Raw genomic sequence first — 15,276 nt, 5'->3', positions numbered from 1 at the left:
AGATCACAACGACTGGAAGTAAAGGTAGCACTAGGGTTGTCCAATATTCTCATGTGTAACAAGGAGGAATTCAGTTTGGCTTTATATAAACGGGAACTTGTCCGGCAACAGAGCCGAGGTGTACGCAAAGGCGTGCCTGGAGACAAGATGGCCCTTTTTTTCAAGGAGATCTCCGAGCTCCATAAACTGAACGAGATTACGTTTCTATGTATCGGCACAGATCGCTCGACCGGGGATGCTCTTGGACCGATGACGGGGGCTTTGCTGGAGGAGCGTGGCATACCTCATGTAATCGGTACACTGGCAACGCCTTGTGATGCAGATACTCTTGAAAAGAGACTGGCCCACATTCCTTCACACCATAAGGTTATAGCAATAGATGCATGTTTGGGCCCAAAAGATGCTACCGGGACATACTATGTATCGGCAACATCCTTGCGCCCTGCCCAATCCGTTGGGGGTCATTTGCCACCTGTTGGAGAATACAGTGTAGCTGCAGTAGTAAATGCCAACGGACCAAGACCCTATTCGATTTTGCAGATGACTTCGCTGTACTTGGTCATGGGCATGTCACAAACGATTGCAGATGCGGTGACGGAAGCCTGGAATGTATGATAAACGTTTCATTTATGAGATGAATGCTTAATAATATACAACCTGAAATATTACATTCGCGCAGAGAGAGGGATTAATATGGAAAAAGTGATGTGTGATGGAACAACGATTTGTTATGCTGAGCAGGGTAAGGGAGAAGTGCTTGTACTGCTTCACGGTTACTGCGGTAGTTCATCCTATTGGGATGAAGTAGTACCGGAGCTGGCCCGCAGCTATCGTTGTATCGTACCTGATCTGCGTGGGCACGGCAAAACGGATGCACCTGTAGGCAGTTACACCATTGAACAGATGGGCAACGATGTGTTGCAATTGCTCGATGAGCTAGACGTGGAAAAAGCAGTGATTCTAGGACATTCCATGGGCGGATATATTGCACTCTCCATTGCACAGCACCATCCGGAGCGACTCAACGCGTTCGGTTTGATCCATTCAACAGCGTATCCGGACGGCGACGAAGCGAAGGAGAAACGTTTGCGTGCAGTATCTACGATTCAGACCGAAGGCATTGTGAATTTTGTGGACGGGCTGGTACCTGGTCTGTTCGCTCCAGAGCATATTGAATCGATGTCGGCACATGTGAATCGTGTGAAGGAAATTGGGTATCAAACTGCCCCTCAAGGTGCGGTTGGCGCGGCACTGGCTATGCGTGAACGTCCAGATCGCCATGATGTATTGTCTGCCACACCGCTTCCAGTATTACTTGTAGCAGGGGAGAAGGATGGGCTGATTCCACCGGAACGTACTTTTACGAGTGACAAGCCTCATATTGTGCAGGCCACCATTGCAGGTGCAGGACATATGAGTATGTATGAAGCGCCGGAACAATTGATTCAGGTAATTCAACAGTTTATGACGGGATTGTCTGACTAACCATAAGATCACTCAATCGAGTTTGTATATGCAGCCCCTGTGTGTCCATATGGACAAGCAGGGGCTTTGATGTGTTTGCTGACCGGCTTCGGAAGCAGGAGAGCAGGACTTTCGCTTTTTTTCACGGCATGAATTAAAATAAATCATATGAATACGCGATATAAAGTATGCGATAAATGAGTGAAGATATAAGGGGGCGCACCGATGTTCAGGAAGGATTATCTGCTCCGCATGATGGAGGAAATGACAGAGGCGATTGGCAAGGCTTTTACGCTTAGACAACAACGTAAACATACGGAGGCTTTATCTGAACTGGATGAGTTAATGCGCAGACAATTTGGCATGAATCTCAATCTGCTGAACTCTCTGCCTGCAGAGGATGTGATTGAGATGTTCCGTTTTCGCGGCGTCATTGAGGTGGACAATCTGCAGCAAGCGGCGAGACTGATTGAGGAAGAAGCATATATCTATCACGAGAAGGCCAGAGTCGAAGGCATTGATGATGAGGAGAAAATGGATGCAGAAGATGCGGCGCTTGTTCGTTTAATGCGAGCTTTACATTTTTACCTGTACACCCAGAATCATGGTGCTAATCGCGAGTTATTACAGGTGCCTGACCGTATAGAAGGAATTATAGAGCAAATTAAGGGATATGAGCTTCCTGCGCGAACGGAGAAGCAACTTGCGTTATATCGGGAGCAACAGGGCCGATATGATGCGGCGGAGAATGGCTGGTACAGACTGATGCATCTTGATGCGGATTATCCGGTACAGTATGAAGAGGACGCGCGAGCATTTTATCAGAGGTTGACGGAACTTACGGATGAGCGGCTTGAACAGGGCGGTTTGCCGCGGGCTGAGGTCGAGGAGGGGCTGGCACAGATTACAGCACTGGAAACCAAACGTCGGCAGGTCGTAACAGAAGAATAACCGAATGGATCGCTGAACTTATAGAATATCTGATGACTGAACTAATGGAGCGTAGCTCTTCACTTGGAGAGGGAACGGAATTATGGTATGGTAACGGTTGACCAAACCAAACCGAAAGTGAGATGTACCCCGTGGATTCGTTGCGAAAGCTTATACAAGATATTTTTGAACAGAACTCGCTGATTACGGCGACCTGGAGTCAGCTGCGCAGACGGGACAATGTCTCGTTTACCAAAGTGCAGGTGAAGCCGGTTACGCTGAAGAATCAGCTTCATTATCAGTTTGCTTTTCATTATGCGAATAAAGTGCTGCATGAGAATTTGACCCCGGCTGAAGCGCTGGAGCGTATGACTTTGTTGTGTGAAGAGACGTTCCGTCAGGGATTGCTGTGTACGGCAGATGCGGATTATCAAATTTTGATCAGCAAAAAATATAAAGTATCGATTCTGACCAAATCCCCATCCAAAACAGCGGTGGATCTGTCCCATAATCGCAAAAAGCAATATGTACTTGAAGAGGGCGTTCCGGTTTCTTTCCTCGTTGAACTTGGGATTATGAACGAGGAAGGACGTGTGCTTGCACGTAAGTACGATAAGTTCAGGCAGATCAACCGTTTCCTTGAGATGGTGCAGGATGTTATTGCTCATCTGCCGGAAGGACGTCCACTGACGATTGTAGATTTTGGCTGCGGCAAGTCGTATCTGACTTTTGCCCTGTATCATTATTTGTCCGTACAACAGCGACGTTCGCTTAACATCATCGGTCTGGATCTAAAGGCGGATGTTATTGAACACTGTAATGATCTGGCCAGACGTTTGCATTACGGTGATCTGAAATTCCTCGTTGGTGACATTGCGGATTATGATGAACTGAACGAAGTGGATATGGTTGTTACTCTCCATGCTTGTGATACGGCGACGGATGCGGCCTTGGAGAAAGCAGTGCGCTGGGGAGCTTCTGTCATTCTGTCGGTTCCTTGTTGTCAGCATGAACTGTATGACCAGGTAGAGTCTCCGGTGATGAACCCGCTGCTGTCTCACGGCATTTTGAAGGAGCGTTTCTCCGCACTGGCAACAGATGCGATTCGCGCCAAACTGCTGGATATTATGGGATATAAAACACAGTTGCTCGAATTCATTGATCTGGAGAATACACCGAAAAATATTCTGATTCGCGCCGTTCGCGGTCAGGCGGGTCAAGTGAAGGACATGTGGGACGAGTACACTGCATTCCGTGATTTCATTCATGCCGATCCATATCTGGAACGTGCTTGTGCGGATCTGCTACCTGTTGAAGGAAGCATAACTGGTGGGAAAGTGGACAGGGAAAACTTAGAGCGGTCTGCGAAATGTAATCTTCACTAATGTTTGGCATGCAGGTAATGGATGAGAAAGGGTTCAAAAGAGAACACAAGAAGAACCAAAGTAGGGATGTTTCGTGCACGACTGGTCTGTATACCTGAAGAAGGGGACATACTGGTACCAGGGTCGCTTTACTTGATGTGCAAGATATAGGATGCCATTGATGTCGGCATGATGCGTGAAAAAGTTCATAATGGTTAAGGATGAAAACCAAGGCTGAAGGACCCTAAGAGGGATTCTTCTGCCTTTTTTTATTTTCAAATAAATGAAGGAAGTAGGAGATGGGGGTGAAGGACAGAGAGCGAACCTCTGACGGATCAGAATTCGTGGGAGTGAGTATGAATGTGAGCACAAGTAATCCTCCGAAAAACGGGTGCTATTTCAGAGATCGGCACAATACATATAACGATATAGCCAGTCCACGCCGTTTCTTGATCTCTGGGCACGGGGCATCAGCGTCCAGTTGTGAGATTGAAATGGGGAGTAAGGGTAGTGAGAAGCGTAATCGTGAATACAGATGGTGGATTGCAGTCTTAGGTTTAAGCATGGCAGCTATATTGCTGGCAGGATGTTTGCGAAGAGGATTGTTCCATCCGGCTGACCTGTACCCCGTTATTCTGATGACTGGTGTTGTCGTGCTGTTCTCTCTTGTGGTGTATAAACGAGGCGTACTGATAAGGGGAATTGATGGCATCGCCTCCGTTCGGTCGGAATCCACTCGGCTGGGAGTCGTAGATTTAGTGCATGTAGGGTTTCCTTTGGCAATGATGGTGTGTTATGCCCTGCATGCTTGGGCAGGCTCGGTAAGTACGCAGGGCAGTATCCATGAGATGCTGCGCTGGAGCTTGCTCGCGATGTTTGCCCTGCTCGCTGTGTTGCTGGCAGCGAGTAAGGGTGGTGTGCGCTGGCTGGCCTTTGGCTGGCAGCTGGTAGGCGGCGTGCTTGTGCTAAGCGGCATTTTAGCCGTGTGCGGTGTGCTGCCGCTGCCCTACGGGGTCATGCGGACAGATGACCCCGAGATCAGCTCCGCCGGTGCCCGGCTCGGCGGATTGCTGCAGTACCCCAATGCGTACGGTGCCGTTGTTGGCATGTACGCATTGGAGCGGCTGACGGCAGCCGCGGGGGTGCTGGCCGGGCGAGCCGTCCCGGCACGCCGGCTCTTCGCGGCGGTGCTGCCGCTCATGCCCGCGCAAGCTGCGCTCCTGCTGAGCGAGTCGCGCGGCGCTTGGCTAGCGGCCGGCTGTGCCGCGGCCGCCGCCTTCTTGCAGCAGCGCGGTGCCCGCCTGCCGCTGCTGCTGGCCTTGGCCGCGCCCCTGGCTTGCGCGGCCTGGCTCTACCGCCAGCTGGCTGCTGCCCAGCTGGCGCCTGCACCCGTGCCCGGCCTGCTGGCACTGGCCGGGGCATGGGCAGCTGCGCTGCTCGGCACGCTGCTGCTGTGCCGTCTCTGGCACAGCGGCGGCACAGCCGGGCGCGCCACTGCTCTCGCGGCCACCGTGCTGGCGTGCATCGCCGCCACACTGATGGCCGCAGCCTCCACCGCCGAACGTTTCGCGGCGGGTGTCGGCACAGGGGCATCCCGCCTGCAGCTGTGGCGGGATGCCCTGCGGTTATGGACCGAGGCCGCATGGCTCGGCCACGGAGGGGATACATGGCGCAACATGTTTCGCGCCATCCAGTCCTCGCCGTATGTCGGCGGCGAGGTACACAGCGGGCTGCTCGACTTGGCCCTGGATACGGGCCTGCTCGGCATCGCGCTGATTGCAGGGTGGATACTCTTCACCCTGCGCAGTATCCGCCGCTTCGCACCGCGGCTACTGCCGCCCGTGCTTGTCTTCGTCCTGCATGGAATCTTGGACTTCGACTGGAGTTATGCACTCAGCTGGATGCTCTTCATCTGGCTCGCGGCATGGGCGGTTGCGCTGAGAATAGAAGCGGAGCCAGTTTCATCGCATCAACACTGTCTTACGAATCACAGTGCTCAGACCCACATTTATGCCTACGTTTGTAGCTACATCCGTACCTGGACTCGTACTTCGTTTTCTTACGTCATATCAGGCCATGTCAAACGATATGCAGTCGTAATTATGCTTACATGCTGGCTGGGAAGTACCGTCTGGATCACAGCACGTTACGCATGGGCGGATATGCAATATCGTCACGCACTCAGTGAGCCAATGGGAACAACAGCGAGTATCCAGTATCTTCAATCAGCACATCGTTTGAATCCGGATCGGCCTGATTTGGCGATTTCTCTTGCACATATGTTGCCTCAAGCGGAAGCCGAATTCATCTTATTGAACAGCTTGTCCCGTTCACCTGGTAATTCTGACCTCTATGTGGAGCTTGGCCGATTAGAAGCCAAATCCGGAGAAGGGGAGCAAGCGGGGGAATATTTCATTTCAGCCATTACCTTTAATCGTTATGATGCTATAACCCAGAGAACGGTGCTCTACTGGATGGAACAGGCGACGATGCGTGAGATTTCAGAAGGAAAAGTCCGAAAAGCCCAAAAGACTGCGGCGCTAGGAATAGAAATATATGAACGTTACAAAGAGTTGGCATCACAGGTAAATACAGAACGAATGCGTAACGATCGTCGTTTTCAATTGCATCCTTCATCTTCGTTGACAGCAGAGAATTTGCACAGAATTGCTGCGGGGTTCTTTTGCTTATCTAAGTAGGTCTTGAACAGGCGGACGAGAATGCTTTCGCCGGCCTGTTCAAACTTTTCTACAGACGGTAACCACCAAAGGCATGTTTGAAAGCTTCTTTCAGCGGTTCAACCTCAACGTCCCAGAGCGCAGCAATATCTGCGCTGACTTCGTTATTCCACCATTCGCACAGTTTTTTACGATCATTGCGGTTTTCTCCAATCCAGAGCAGATTCGCAATAACTTTGGCGTAGTATGTTTCCTCGGCCTGTTTCATACGTTCTGGAGAGATATACAATTTCAACCGTTTGGATGTCCGGTATAATTCCTTGCTGCAGGCACGACGAATGCCTCGGGCGGAGGGCAAATTTTGGCCGGATTGCTTATGCTTGACCGGGGGAGACCCGGGCGCAGATTTAAATGACACGTTCCCACACTCCTCTCCCCATACCATATGCGGAGTAGTGCCTGCGGGACACTGTCCCGTTCTCGCAAGTAGCCACGTTCAGGGGGCTGTGATAAAATAAGGACGAACATCCATGGTGCGGCAGGGCACCACCATTCAGGAAAAAGAAAGAGGGTTGAGATGGACGTTATTCATAGCATTGTCAGCCAATTATTCGACTGGATTCAAAGTCTCGGATACTTTGGCATCATGCTCGGGTTAATGCTGGAGGTTATCCCAAGTGAAATTGTGCTAGCATATGGTGGTTTTCTCGTTTCTCAGCATAACATTAACTTCTTCGGTGCGATGATTTTCGGTACAGTGGGCGGAGTGTTGGCTCAGCTGTTTATTTACTGGATCGGTCGTTATGGCGGCAGACCTGTACTTGAGCGCTACGGTAAATACATATTGATCCAGAAAAAACACATCGATCATTCTGAAGAGTGGTTCCGCAAATACGGCACAGGTGTTATTTTCACTGCGCGATTTGTTCCGGTCGTAAGACATGCGATTTCGATTCCGGCTGGCATCACGAAAATGCACACAGGCAAATTCATTCTGCTGACCACACTCGCTGTTATACCTTGGACTGCATTGTTTATATATTTAGGGATGATTCTCGGAGATCAGTGGAAGCATGTAGATGAGAAAGCGGCCCCGTTTATTACGCCGATTCTGCTTGTCGCCCTTGCTCTTATGATTATTTATGTTGTTATCAAATGGATGAATGTACGTAAAAAGAGAGGAAGTGTGAAGTAATGTCCAAACCTAACTTGTCTCACAAATTCGGTAAAGGTTTGCCACCGAAGGAATTTATCGCAAGTATGACCAAAAACCAAAATGAGTTTCAGACGAACTATGATAGCTTTGTCTGGCCAAGCGAAGAGGATCGTGAGTTTTTCCAAAGTCTGAACTATCGTGACGACCTTCGTGTGCTGATTCTGGCAGCCGATTGGTGCGGTGACGTTGTGCGTAATATTCCGGTCGTATTTCAGGCGCTGGAGATTTCAGGCATTCCGACTGAAGTTCTGATTATGGAAAATCATCCGGATGTGATGGATGAATTTCTGACGATGGGTGGCCGTTCTGTGCCGATTGTGATCGTAGCAGATACAGGCGGACATGTGCTTGGTCAATGGGGGCCGCGCCCACAACACGTACAAGAGGTTATGGTCGAGTTCAAACGACTGAATCCTGATCGTGAAGCTGCAGACTACCAAGACAACATGGCCCAAGCGCGCAAAGAGATTTTGAAACGTTATGGGGAAGGAACGGAGTCCCATGCAGTGGTCATTCGTGAGCTGCGTGAACTGATTTCGGGTTTTTAATTCATATGCTTAGTATTCGTACATTTACGCTCGGGCCGTTGCAAACCAATGCCTACCTGTTACAGGGCGAGGACCCGGGTAAAGCTGTTATAGTTGACCCAGGCATGAATCCTGGCCCGCTACTCAAGGCTATTCAGGATCTGGAGATTGAAGCGATTCTTCTGACCCATGCTCATTTCGATCATATCGGCGGTGTGGAGGAGATTCGTAAGCTGAAGGGCTGTCCCGTCTACTTGCATGATCTGGAAAGTGACTGGCTGACTACGGCCAAGTTGAACGGGTCGTTGAATTGGCCGCAAGTCACACCACCGATCACGGCGAATCCGGCAGAGTTTGCCTTGGATGAAGGTCAGAAGTTGCAATTGATTGGTCACACGTTTCAGGTATACCATACGCCAGGACATTCTCCAGGGAGTGTCAGTCTCCTTTGCGAAAATGATCTGTTTGCTGGAGATGTGTTGTTCCGCATGGGCGTAGGCAGAACGGACCTCACAGGTGGACGTGAACGAGATCTGGTGGACTCCATTCAGAATAAGTTGTATCGTTTCCCGGATGAGGTTAAGGTATATCCGGGACATGGTCCCAAAACAACGATAGGATATGAGAAACAGAATAATCCTTACGTTCCTGCCAGATAATTCGACAGAATATATGAATTAAGTCTGGACAAGTGTCAGCTTTTTCATTAGAATAGCAATTAGTTATTACAAGCGTTAAGGCATCACTTAACTAAAGCGTTGAATAGAAATACCCTAACTTGCGAAGCACGCAGACTGTGGTCTATACCCGGTTTGCGTTCTTTTTTTGTTTTCAGCCTTTTTTAGCTGAATTTAGAAGAATATAAGGAATAAATATTCATAAGCGAGAGTGAGGGAGAACGATGTGGAGAAAATAAACATGTTTCAGCCGCAACAGCCAGAATACACATGTCTTGATGATCGACGACTTCAATTACATTCCGTCATGAATTCCGTTATTAAGGAAGCGGTTCATCAGAAAGCATACATACCTAATAGCAGTTTGAGTCCAATTCATAGAAATAAACATTCCCATTGGAGTGTAGGTCATCCTTGTACTGACTCAGATCATTCCATTTTAAGAAAAGCAAAGCAAGGCAGCTCTGAGCAGGGGCATTCTAAATTAGATTGTACTAAACCAGATCTCAACCTTCAGCAAAATATATGGACCAGTCGTGTGTTGCAGAACGGAGCCCGAGATCAGCGGTGGTTCGACAAACTGCAAGATTACCGAAATGGAGTCTGATTGCCCGGGGAAATGTCGTATTCATATTACTCCAAAATCGAAACGATAAAGTCCTTCCCAAAAAAACATTTCATTTAGCGTTGAACGTTTGAACGGAGTCTATCGTATTACCTCTAGATTGAACAGGAAGCGGGTGATCATCATGATGAGAACGGCTGAATTGGAGGAAGTGCGCAGAGCGGCAGAGGGCGATGACAGTGCACTTGCAGCACTACTACAGCGACATTACTCGTTTGTTTATAAATATCTTGTGAAAGTTACGATGGATCCTAATCTGGCTGAAGAGATTGTGCAGGACACCATGATTCGCTGTATGGAAAATATTCGGCGTTATGATGGTACATCAGCGTTTTCTTCATGGATGATCACCATCGGAACCCGTATCTACATTGACAGAATCAGGAGAAAAAAGAGGGAGCAGAGCTGGCTTGACCTGATTCGCCATCAGGCTATCCGTCGTTTTCGCTGGCAACTCGAAAGTCGAAACGAGGAATGGACAGATGTGATGGACGCGATGACGAGGCTAACCCCTGAGCATCGTGTTACTGTGCTGCTGAAACATTATTATGGTTATAGTTACGATGAGATCGGCGATATGTTAGGCATACCTGCCGGAACAGCAAAGTCTCGGACAGCTTATGGTCTCCGTCAATTAAGAAAGGAGCTGGAATAACATGAGCAGATCGAATGAATCACAGGAACAGGAAATCGTACAGCGATTACAACAGTCTATGAAAGCACTGGATGATGTCTGTGAACCTGCTGATATTCCATCCTTGGCAACACTCGAATCCCGTGTAAGGGAACAAAGACGTATCAAGCGCAGAGCCAATCTGGTTGAGATCATCTGTTTCTGGCTTGTCGCGTTGATGGTAATTACACTGGCGACGTTGTTGTTTGTTTCTTCTCCTGCCGTGTATTTGGGTATACAAGTTCTGGGCACAGTCATTGCAGTTATAGCAGCTGCATTATGGTTGGTCCGGCAACGGAAGGAGACGATGCATCATGAATAGATTGCATTATTCGTTAGCAGAGATTCCTCCGGTTTTGCTTGTATTCCTTGCGCTTCTGTTGTTGTTTCAAGGAACTTGGATTTTTCTGGACGCACGTAAACGAGGTCGTTTTCCTTGGTTATGGGGATTGTGGGGCATTACTAGTGTTCCAGGTCCACTGTTAATTTACTGGTTAGTTGTCATTCGTACAGACATGAAACGACACAGCAAGAAGTGAACATAACAGATGATATGGGAACGATCGGGGTTGTCATGAGGAAAACCCCAAAAGATTTTGCACAAATATGTTGTTTAAATCTAGTATTCCTAGACATCGTTATTCTTTTCTAGTAGACTATACAAATAAATATGAATGATAGACTACCAGGAGGTTAGGCGATGCTACGATTAGGAGAGAAAGTTGTCATCGTCGCGGATGCGTTTGAGCAGAATCTTCCTGTGGGGGAATATGGATACATCATCGCTTATGACCGGAATCCGGACAATGCGTTCGATTACGTGCTTCGAGTGCCGCTGGTTAATCGGAACTTTTTTGTTCCATCCGGTGACATCGATCTGGAAGAGGTTCTGCTGAAGCAGGAAGCTGAGCGGGTCGAGCGAGAAGCGTTGATAGATTACGCCCTTGCGACACATAATGAGAAGCTGTTTCATCAACTGATGAACGGGGAGCCTCAAGCTGTGGAAGAGGAAGAAGAAACCGCGATTGATGTAATGTCTCAGGCGGATTTTATAAAGCAGGTTAATCTGCGTGCATGGATTTAAGGACTAGTATTTCAGGAGTCGGCTAATGCCGGCTCCTTTTTTGCATTTGCATTGAATTGTCGAACTAACTCACCTATAATGAGAAAAGTTATCTTGGGACTTTAGCCCGTTAAACGAACGCTTCGTTTGCAGGTTTGTCTCAGGCAAAGAACGATTGAAGGAGGCATCCGGTAATGAGTATTTCGAACAATGACGTTCAGCATGTGGCCAAGCTGGCTCGGCTCAATCTAACTGCTGAAGAAGAACAGACGCTGACAGGTCAACTGAACGCGATCTTAAAATATGCAGAGAAGCTGAACGAGCTGGACACGGACAATATTGAGCCAACAACCCACGTTTTGCATGTCAGCAACGTGATGCGTGAGGATGAAACCAAGGAAAGCCTGTCCATAGAACAGGTGATGCACAACGCACCAGATGAAGAAGACGGGCAGTTTAAAGTGCCTGCTGTGATGGAATAACGGATAATTGGAAGGAGGACAAGCACTGTGAGTTTATTTGAACAATCGTTGCCTGAGTTACATAACAAGCTGCACGCCAAAGAACTATCGGTCAGTGATCTGGTGGATCAGGCGTATCAGACTATCGGCGCGCATGACGACAAAGTGAAGGCTTATTTGACACTGGACGAGGAGAACGCACGCGCACGCGCTCGTCAGCTCGATGACCGACTTGTCAGTGGTGAAGAGAAAGGTTTGCTGTTTGGCTTACCGGTTGGTATCAAAGATAATATCGTGACGAACGGACTGCGTACGACTTGCGGAAGTCAGTTCCTTCGTAATTTCGACCCGGTGTATGATGCAACCGTTGTCGAGAAGCTCAAAGCAGCGGATACCGTAACCTTGGGTAAACTGAATATGGACGAATTTGCCATGGGTGGTTCCAACGAGAACTCCAGCTTCTCACCTGTGCATAATCCATGGGCACTTGATCGTGTTCCGGGTGGTTCCTCAGGTGGTTCTGCTGCAGCGGTTGCTGCCGGAGAAGCGTACTTCACACTTGGATCAGACACGGGAGGTTCGATTCGTCAGCCTGCTTCCTATTGCGGGATTGTCGGTTTAAAGCCTACTTATGGACTGGTTTCCCGTTTTGGCTTGGTGGCCTTTGCGTCATCCCTCGACCAAATCGGTCCTTTGACCAAAAATGTAGAAGATTCTGCTTATGTATTGCAAGCCATTGCCGGTTATGATGCCAAAGATTCGACATCTGCCAAGGTGGATATCCCGGATTATTTGAGCGGACTGACAGGTGATGTCAAGGGATTGCGTATTGCCGTACCGAAGGAGTACATCGGTGAAGGCGTTGACCCGCAAGTAAAAGAGAAAGTTCTTGCCGCACTGAATGTGCTGGAAGGCCTTGGAGCGACATGGGAAGAAGTGTCTCTGCCGCATACCGAATATGCAGTAGCTACCTATTACCTGCTTGCTTCTTCTGAAGCTTCTTCCAACTTGGCTCGTTTTGACGGTGTACGTTACGGTGTACGTGCGGACAATCCGGAGAATTTGCTGGATCTGTACCACCAGTCCAGAAGTCAGGGCTTTGGTCCGGAAGTAAAACGGCGTATTATGCTCGGAACCTATGCACTTAGCTCCGGTTACTATGATGCGTATTATTTGAAAGCTCAGAAAGTACGTACATTGATCAAACAGGACTTCGATGATGTTTTTGCCAAGTATGACGTGATTATCGGACCTACTGCACCTACAACGGCATTTAAGATGGGGTCTCAGGTAGACAATCCGCTTACGATGTATCTGAACGATATTCTGACCATTCCAGTCAGCTTGGCGGGTGTTCCTGCGGTCAGCATTCCTTGCGGATTCGCAGATGGTTTACCTGTTGGTTTGCAGATTATCGGTAAAGCTTTTGATGAAACAACCGTACTGCGCGTAGCGCATGCGTATGAACAAAATACAGCATTCCACAAGCAGCGTCCGCAGCTGTAGACTGCCCGGAACGGAGGTAATTAGAAATGTCCGCATCTAAATATGAAACGGTCGTTGGACTCGAAGTCCACGTGGAGTTGCATACCAACTCCAAAATTTTCTGTGGCTGCTCTACTGCTTTTGGAGCTCCGCCTAATACACACACCTGTCCGGTCTGTCTCGGACACCCGGGCGTATTGCCTGTGCTGAACCGTCAGGCCGTTGACTATGCGATGAAAGCCGCAATGGCTCTCAACTGCACAATCGCCGATGTCAGCAAGTTTGACCGTAAAAACTACTTCTACCCGGATTCACCTAAAGCGTATCAGATTTCACAATTTGATCAGCCGATTGGTGAGAATGGCTGGATTGATATCGAAGTCAACGGAGAAACGAAACGGATCGGTATCACGCGTCTGCATCTGGAAGAGGATGCAGGAAAGCTCACACACGTAGATGGTGGTTATGCCTCACTTGTGGACTTTAACCGTGTCGGAACTCCTCTGGTCGAGATTGTATCCGAACCCGAGATTTCTTCTCCCGAAGAAGCGCGTGCGTATTTGGAAAAACTTCGTGCGATCATGCAGTACTGTGATGTTTCTGATGTGAAGATGGAAGAGGGGTCACTTCGTTGTGATGCCAACATCAGCTTGCGTCCACATGGTCAGGAGAAACTGGGCACTCGGGCGGAGCTAAAAAATATGAACTCCTTCCGTGGTGTACAGCGCGGTCTGGAATATGAACAGTATCGTCAAGCCGAGATTCTCGATGACGGCGGAGAAGTTGTTCAAGAGACACGCCGCTGGGATGAAGCTCAGGGCAAAACCTTGTCGATGCGTGGCAAAGAGCAAGCGCATGACTATCGTTACTTCCCAGACCCGGATCTGGTAAAACTGCATATTGATGCCGAATGGAAGGAACGCATCAGAGCTTCCATTCCTGAACTGCCGGATCAGCGTAAAGCCCGGTACACTGCGGATTACAGTCTGCCTAGTTATGATGCCGAGGTTATCACCTCTTCCAAAGCGATTGCAGACCTGTTTGAAGACAGTCTGAAATATACCCAGGATGCCAAATCCGTTTCCAACTGGATTATGGGTGACCTGCTTGGTTATCTTAACACCAATAACCTTGAGGTAACGCAAGTTCCGCTAACGGGGCAAGGACTCGGTGAGATGATCGGATTGCTGGAGAAAGGCACCATCAACAGCAAAATTGCTAAAACGGTATTTAAGGAAATGCTGGAGAGTGGCAAGCTTCCACAACAGATCGTTGAAGAAAAAGGACTCGTGCAAATCAGTGACGAAGGCGCGATCCTCGCCATTGTTGAGCAGGTCGTTGCAAACAATCCGCAATCTGTCGAGGATTACAAGGCTGGCAAACAAAAGGCCATCGGTTTCCTCGTAGGTCAGGTTATGAAAGAAAGTAAAGGCAAGGCGAATCCGGCCCTTGCTAATCAACTGCTCGCAGATGTATTGAACCGCTAATCCTTCCAGTGAGGTCGGACAGAAAGAGGCTCGTCCCTGTGACAGCCTCTTTTTTGGTATTAAGAATTCTGACGCACCGTGTTATTTAGGTTTTAACGGCTAATGAAGTCTGATACGGAGGAGTTGCTTAACCATGAGCATTCAAACATTGTCACTACGTGATGAAGATATGTTGGCCCAATTGTGGAGGTTGCAACATATGGCTTACCGATTGGAAGCAAAGATTATCGGATTTCAAGACATTCCACCTTTGCTTGATACGGTGGAAACATTACAGAACTGCGGGGAAACATTTTACGGATGTGTTGATAAGCAGGATGGAGAGTTGCTTGGCGCAGTGGCTGTGATGGAGGAAGAACGGGACACACTAACCATCACACGTATGATGGTACATCCCAGCCACTTTCGCAAAGGGATTGCCGCTTCATTAATGAAGCATGTCTTCGAACAACATCCCGATCTGCCACGTTATATCGTATGCACAGGAACGCTGAATACAGCAGCGGTGAATCTATATATGAAGTTTGGATTTAAACCTGTCGATGCTGCAGAGATCGCACCTGGAGTGGAATTAACGACATTTCATAAGAATAAGCTTTAAGCATGTGAACAACTTAGAGGAGGAA

Annotated in this window: 17 protein-coding genes; 16 read left to right on the top strand and 1 reads right to left on the bottom strand. The window is 48.6% G+C overall.

What is annotated here, in order from left to right:
• Window positions 1–75 precede the first annotated feature (75 nt).
• From yyaC to ACT89M_RS23795, 5 genes are all read left to right on the top strand, one after another.
• On the top strand, window positions 76–615 hold the full coding sequence (gene yyaC / locus ACT89M_RS23815; RefSeq protein ID WP_308723224.1) for a spore protease YyaC: 540 nt from the start codon (window positions 76–78) through the stop codon (window positions 613–615).
• Window positions 616–693: 78 nt separating this feature from the next.
• Window positions 694–1,485, top strand: coding sequence for an alpha/beta fold hydrolase (locus tag ACT89M_RS23810; RefSeq protein WP_308723225.1), 792 nt, complete (start codon window positions 694–696; stop codon window positions 1,483–1,485).
• Between the two features lie 204 nt (window positions 1,486–1,689).
• Window positions 1,690–2,415, top strand: a complete 726-nt coding sequence (locus ACT89M_RS23805; RefSeq protein ID WP_308723226.1) for a DUF6483 family protein — start codon at window positions 1,690–1,692, stop codon at window positions 2,413–2,415.
• 122 nt (window positions 2,416–2,537) lie between these two features.
• Complete coding sequence (locus ACT89M_RS23800; protein ID WP_090924494.1) at window positions 2,538–3,779, top strand: class I SAM-dependent methyltransferase; 1,242 nt, start codon at window positions 2,538–2,540, stop codon at window positions 3,777–3,779.
• A 542-nt stretch (window positions 3,780–4,321) separates the two neighbouring features.
• The gene (locus tag ACT89M_RS23795; protein WP_308723227.1) at window positions 4,322–6,457 is read left to right on the top strand and encodes an O-antigen ligase family protein; all 2,136 of its coding nucleotides are present in this window, start codon (window positions 4,322–4,324) and stop codon (window positions 6,455–6,457) included.
• Window positions 6,458–6,506: 49 nt separating this feature from the next.
• On the opposite strand, the gene ACT89M_RS23790 is transcribed toward ACT89M_RS23795, so the two are convergent.
• On the bottom strand, window positions 6,507–6,881 hold the full coding sequence (locus tag ACT89M_RS23790; RefSeq protein ID WP_487344854.1) for a dehydrogenase: 375 nt from the start codon (window positions 6,879–6,881) through the stop codon (window positions 6,507–6,509).
• A 132-nt stretch (window positions 6,882–7,013) separates the two neighbouring features.
• Between ACT89M_RS23790 and uptA the strand changes: the two genes are divergently transcribed.
• The 11 genes from uptA to ACT89M_RS23735 all read left to right on the top strand — a co-directional run bounded on the left by uptA (window position 7,014) and on the right by ACT89M_RS23735 (window position 15,251).
• Window positions 7,014–7,631: an undecaprenyl phosphate transporter UptA gene (uptA, locus tag ACT89M_RS23785; protein WP_090924497.1), complete on the top strand. Its 618-nt coding sequence runs from the start codon at window positions 7,014–7,016 to the stop codon at window positions 7,629–7,631.
• Window positions 7,631–8,200 carry a thioredoxin family protein gene (locus ACT89M_RS23780; RefSeq protein WP_253491414.1) on the top strand — a complete coding sequence of 190 codons (570 nt, stop codon included), beginning with the start codon at window positions 7,631–7,633 and terminating at the stop codon, window positions 8,198–8,200. Before uptA ends, ACT89M_RS23780 begins: the two co-directional genes overlap by 1 nt.
• 5 nt (window positions 8,201–8,205) lie before the next feature.
• Window positions 8,206–8,838, top strand: a complete 633-nt coding sequence (locus tag ACT89M_RS23775; protein ID WP_253491416.1) for an MBL fold metallo-hydrolase — start codon at window positions 8,206–8,208, stop codon at window positions 8,836–8,838.
• A gap of 767 nt (window positions 8,839–9,605) precedes the next feature.
• Window positions 9,606–10,136 (top strand): RNA polymerase sigma factor SigY, encoded by a 531-nt coding sequence (sigY, locus tag ACT89M_RS23770; RefSeq protein ID WP_308723229.1) that lies wholly within the window; start codon window positions 9,606–9,608, stop codon window positions 10,134–10,136.
• A 1-nt stretch (window position 10,137) separates the two neighbouring features.
• On the top strand, window positions 10,138–10,476 hold the full coding sequence (locus tag ACT89M_RS23765) for a YxlC family protein (protein WP_154891713.1): 339 nt from the start codon (window positions 10,138–10,140) through the stop codon (window positions 10,474–10,476).
• A complete protein-coding gene (locus tag ACT89M_RS23760; RefSeq protein ID WP_090924502.1) occupies window positions 10,469–10,693 on the top strand; it encodes a hypothetical protein in 225 nt (74 codons plus the stop codon). Before ACT89M_RS23765 ends, ACT89M_RS23760 begins: the two co-directional genes overlap by 8 nt.
• 161 nt (window positions 10,694–10,854) lie before the next feature.
• Window positions 10,855–11,238 carry an ATPase gene (locus ACT89M_RS23755; RefSeq protein ID WP_090924503.1) on the top strand — a complete coding sequence of 128 codons (384 nt, stop codon included), beginning with the start codon at window positions 10,855–10,857 and terminating at the stop codon, window positions 11,236–11,238.
• A 173-nt stretch (window positions 11,239–11,411) separates the two neighbouring features.
• Window positions 11,412–11,699 (top strand): Asp-tRNA(Asn)/Glu-tRNA(Gln) amidotransferase subunit GatC, encoded by a 288-nt coding sequence (gatC, locus tag ACT89M_RS23750; RefSeq protein WP_090924504.1) that lies wholly within the window; start codon window positions 11,412–11,414, stop codon window positions 11,697–11,699.
• Window positions 11,700–11,726: 27 nt separating this feature from the next.
• Window positions 11,727–13,184, top strand: coding sequence for an Asp-tRNA(Asn)/Glu-tRNA(Gln) amidotransferase subunit GatA (gene gatA / locus ACT89M_RS23745; RefSeq protein ID WP_090924505.1), 1,458 nt, complete (start codon window positions 11,727–11,729; stop codon window positions 13,182–13,184).
• 26 nt (window positions 13,185–13,210) lie between these two features.
• Window positions 13,211–14,650, top strand: a complete 1,440-nt coding sequence (gene gatB, locus ACT89M_RS23740) for an Asp-tRNA(Asn)/Glu-tRNA(Gln) amidotransferase subunit GatB (RefSeq protein WP_154891712.1) — start codon at window positions 13,211–13,213, stop codon at window positions 14,648–14,650.
• A gap of 133 nt (window positions 14,651–14,783) precedes the next feature.
• A complete protein-coding gene (locus ACT89M_RS23735; protein WP_154891711.1) occupies window positions 14,784–15,251 on the top strand; it encodes a GNAT family N-acetyltransferase in 468 nt (155 codons plus the stop codon).
• Window positions 15,252–15,276: the final 25 nt, after the last annotated feature.

The sequence above is a fragment of the Paenibacillus sp. NN59 genome, from assembly GCF_057597225.1.
This window is presented reverse-complemented; position numbering and strand designations above follow the sequence as displayed.

Excerpts from the sequence above, each read along its gene's own strand:
- uptA (WP_090924497.1), top strand. The coding sequence starts at position 7,014 with ATGGACGTTATTCATAGCATTGTCAGCCAATTATTCGACTGGATTCAA.
- ACT89M_RS23810 (WP_308723225.1), top strand. The coding sequence starts at position 694 with ATGGAAAAAGTGATGTGTGATGGAACAACGATTTGTTATGCTGAGCAG.
- ACT89M_RS23755 (WP_090924503.1), top strand. The coding sequence starts at position 10,855 with ATGCTACGATTAGGAGAGAAAGTTGTCATCGTCGCGGATGCGTTTGAG.
- ACT89M_RS23790 (WP_487344854.1), bottom strand. The coding sequence starts at position 6,881 with ATGGTATGGGGAGAGGAGTGTGGGAACGTGTCATTTAAATCTGCGCCC.
- sigY (WP_308723229.1), top strand. The coding sequence starts at position 9,606 with ATGATGAGAACGGCTGAATTGGAGGAAGTGCGCAGAGCGGCAGAGGGC.
- ACT89M_RS23775 (WP_253491416.1), top strand. The coding sequence starts at position 8,206 with ATGCTTAGTATTCGTACATTTACGCTCGGGCCGTTGCAAACCAATGCC.
- ACT89M_RS23735 (WP_154891711.1), top strand. The coding sequence starts at position 14,784 with ATGAGCATTCAAACATTGTCACTACGTGATGAAGATATGTTGGCCCAA.
- ACT89M_RS23765 (WP_154891713.1), top strand. The coding sequence starts at position 10,138 with ATGAGCAGATCGAATGAATCACAGGAACAGGAAATCGTACAGCGATTA.
- ACT89M_RS23800 (WP_090924494.1), top strand. The coding sequence starts at position 2,538 with ATGTACCCCGTGGATTCGTTGCGAAAGCTTATACAAGATATTTTTGAA.
- ACT89M_RS23795 (WP_308723227.1), top strand. The coding sequence starts at position 4,322 with ATGGCAGCTATATTGCTGGCAGGATGTTTGCGAAGAGGATTGTTCCAT.
- ACT89M_RS23780 (WP_253491414.1), top strand. The coding sequence starts at position 7,631 with ATGTCCAAACCTAACTTGTCTCACAAATTCGGTAAAGGTTTGCCACCG.
- ACT89M_RS23805 (WP_308723226.1), top strand. The coding sequence starts at position 1,690 with ATGTTCAGGAAGGATTATCTGCTCCGCATGATGGAGGAAATGACAGAG.
- gatB (WP_154891712.1), top strand. The coding sequence starts at position 13,211 with ATGTCCGCATCTAAATATGAAACGGTCGTTGGACTCGAAGTCCACGTG.
- gatC (WP_090924504.1), top strand. The coding sequence starts at position 11,412 with ATGAGTATTTCGAACAATGACGTTCAGCATGTGGCCAAGCTGGCTCGG.
- ACT89M_RS23760 (WP_090924502.1), top strand. The coding sequence starts at position 10,469 with ATGAATAGATTGCATTATTCGTTAGCAGAGATTCCTCCGGTTTTGCTT.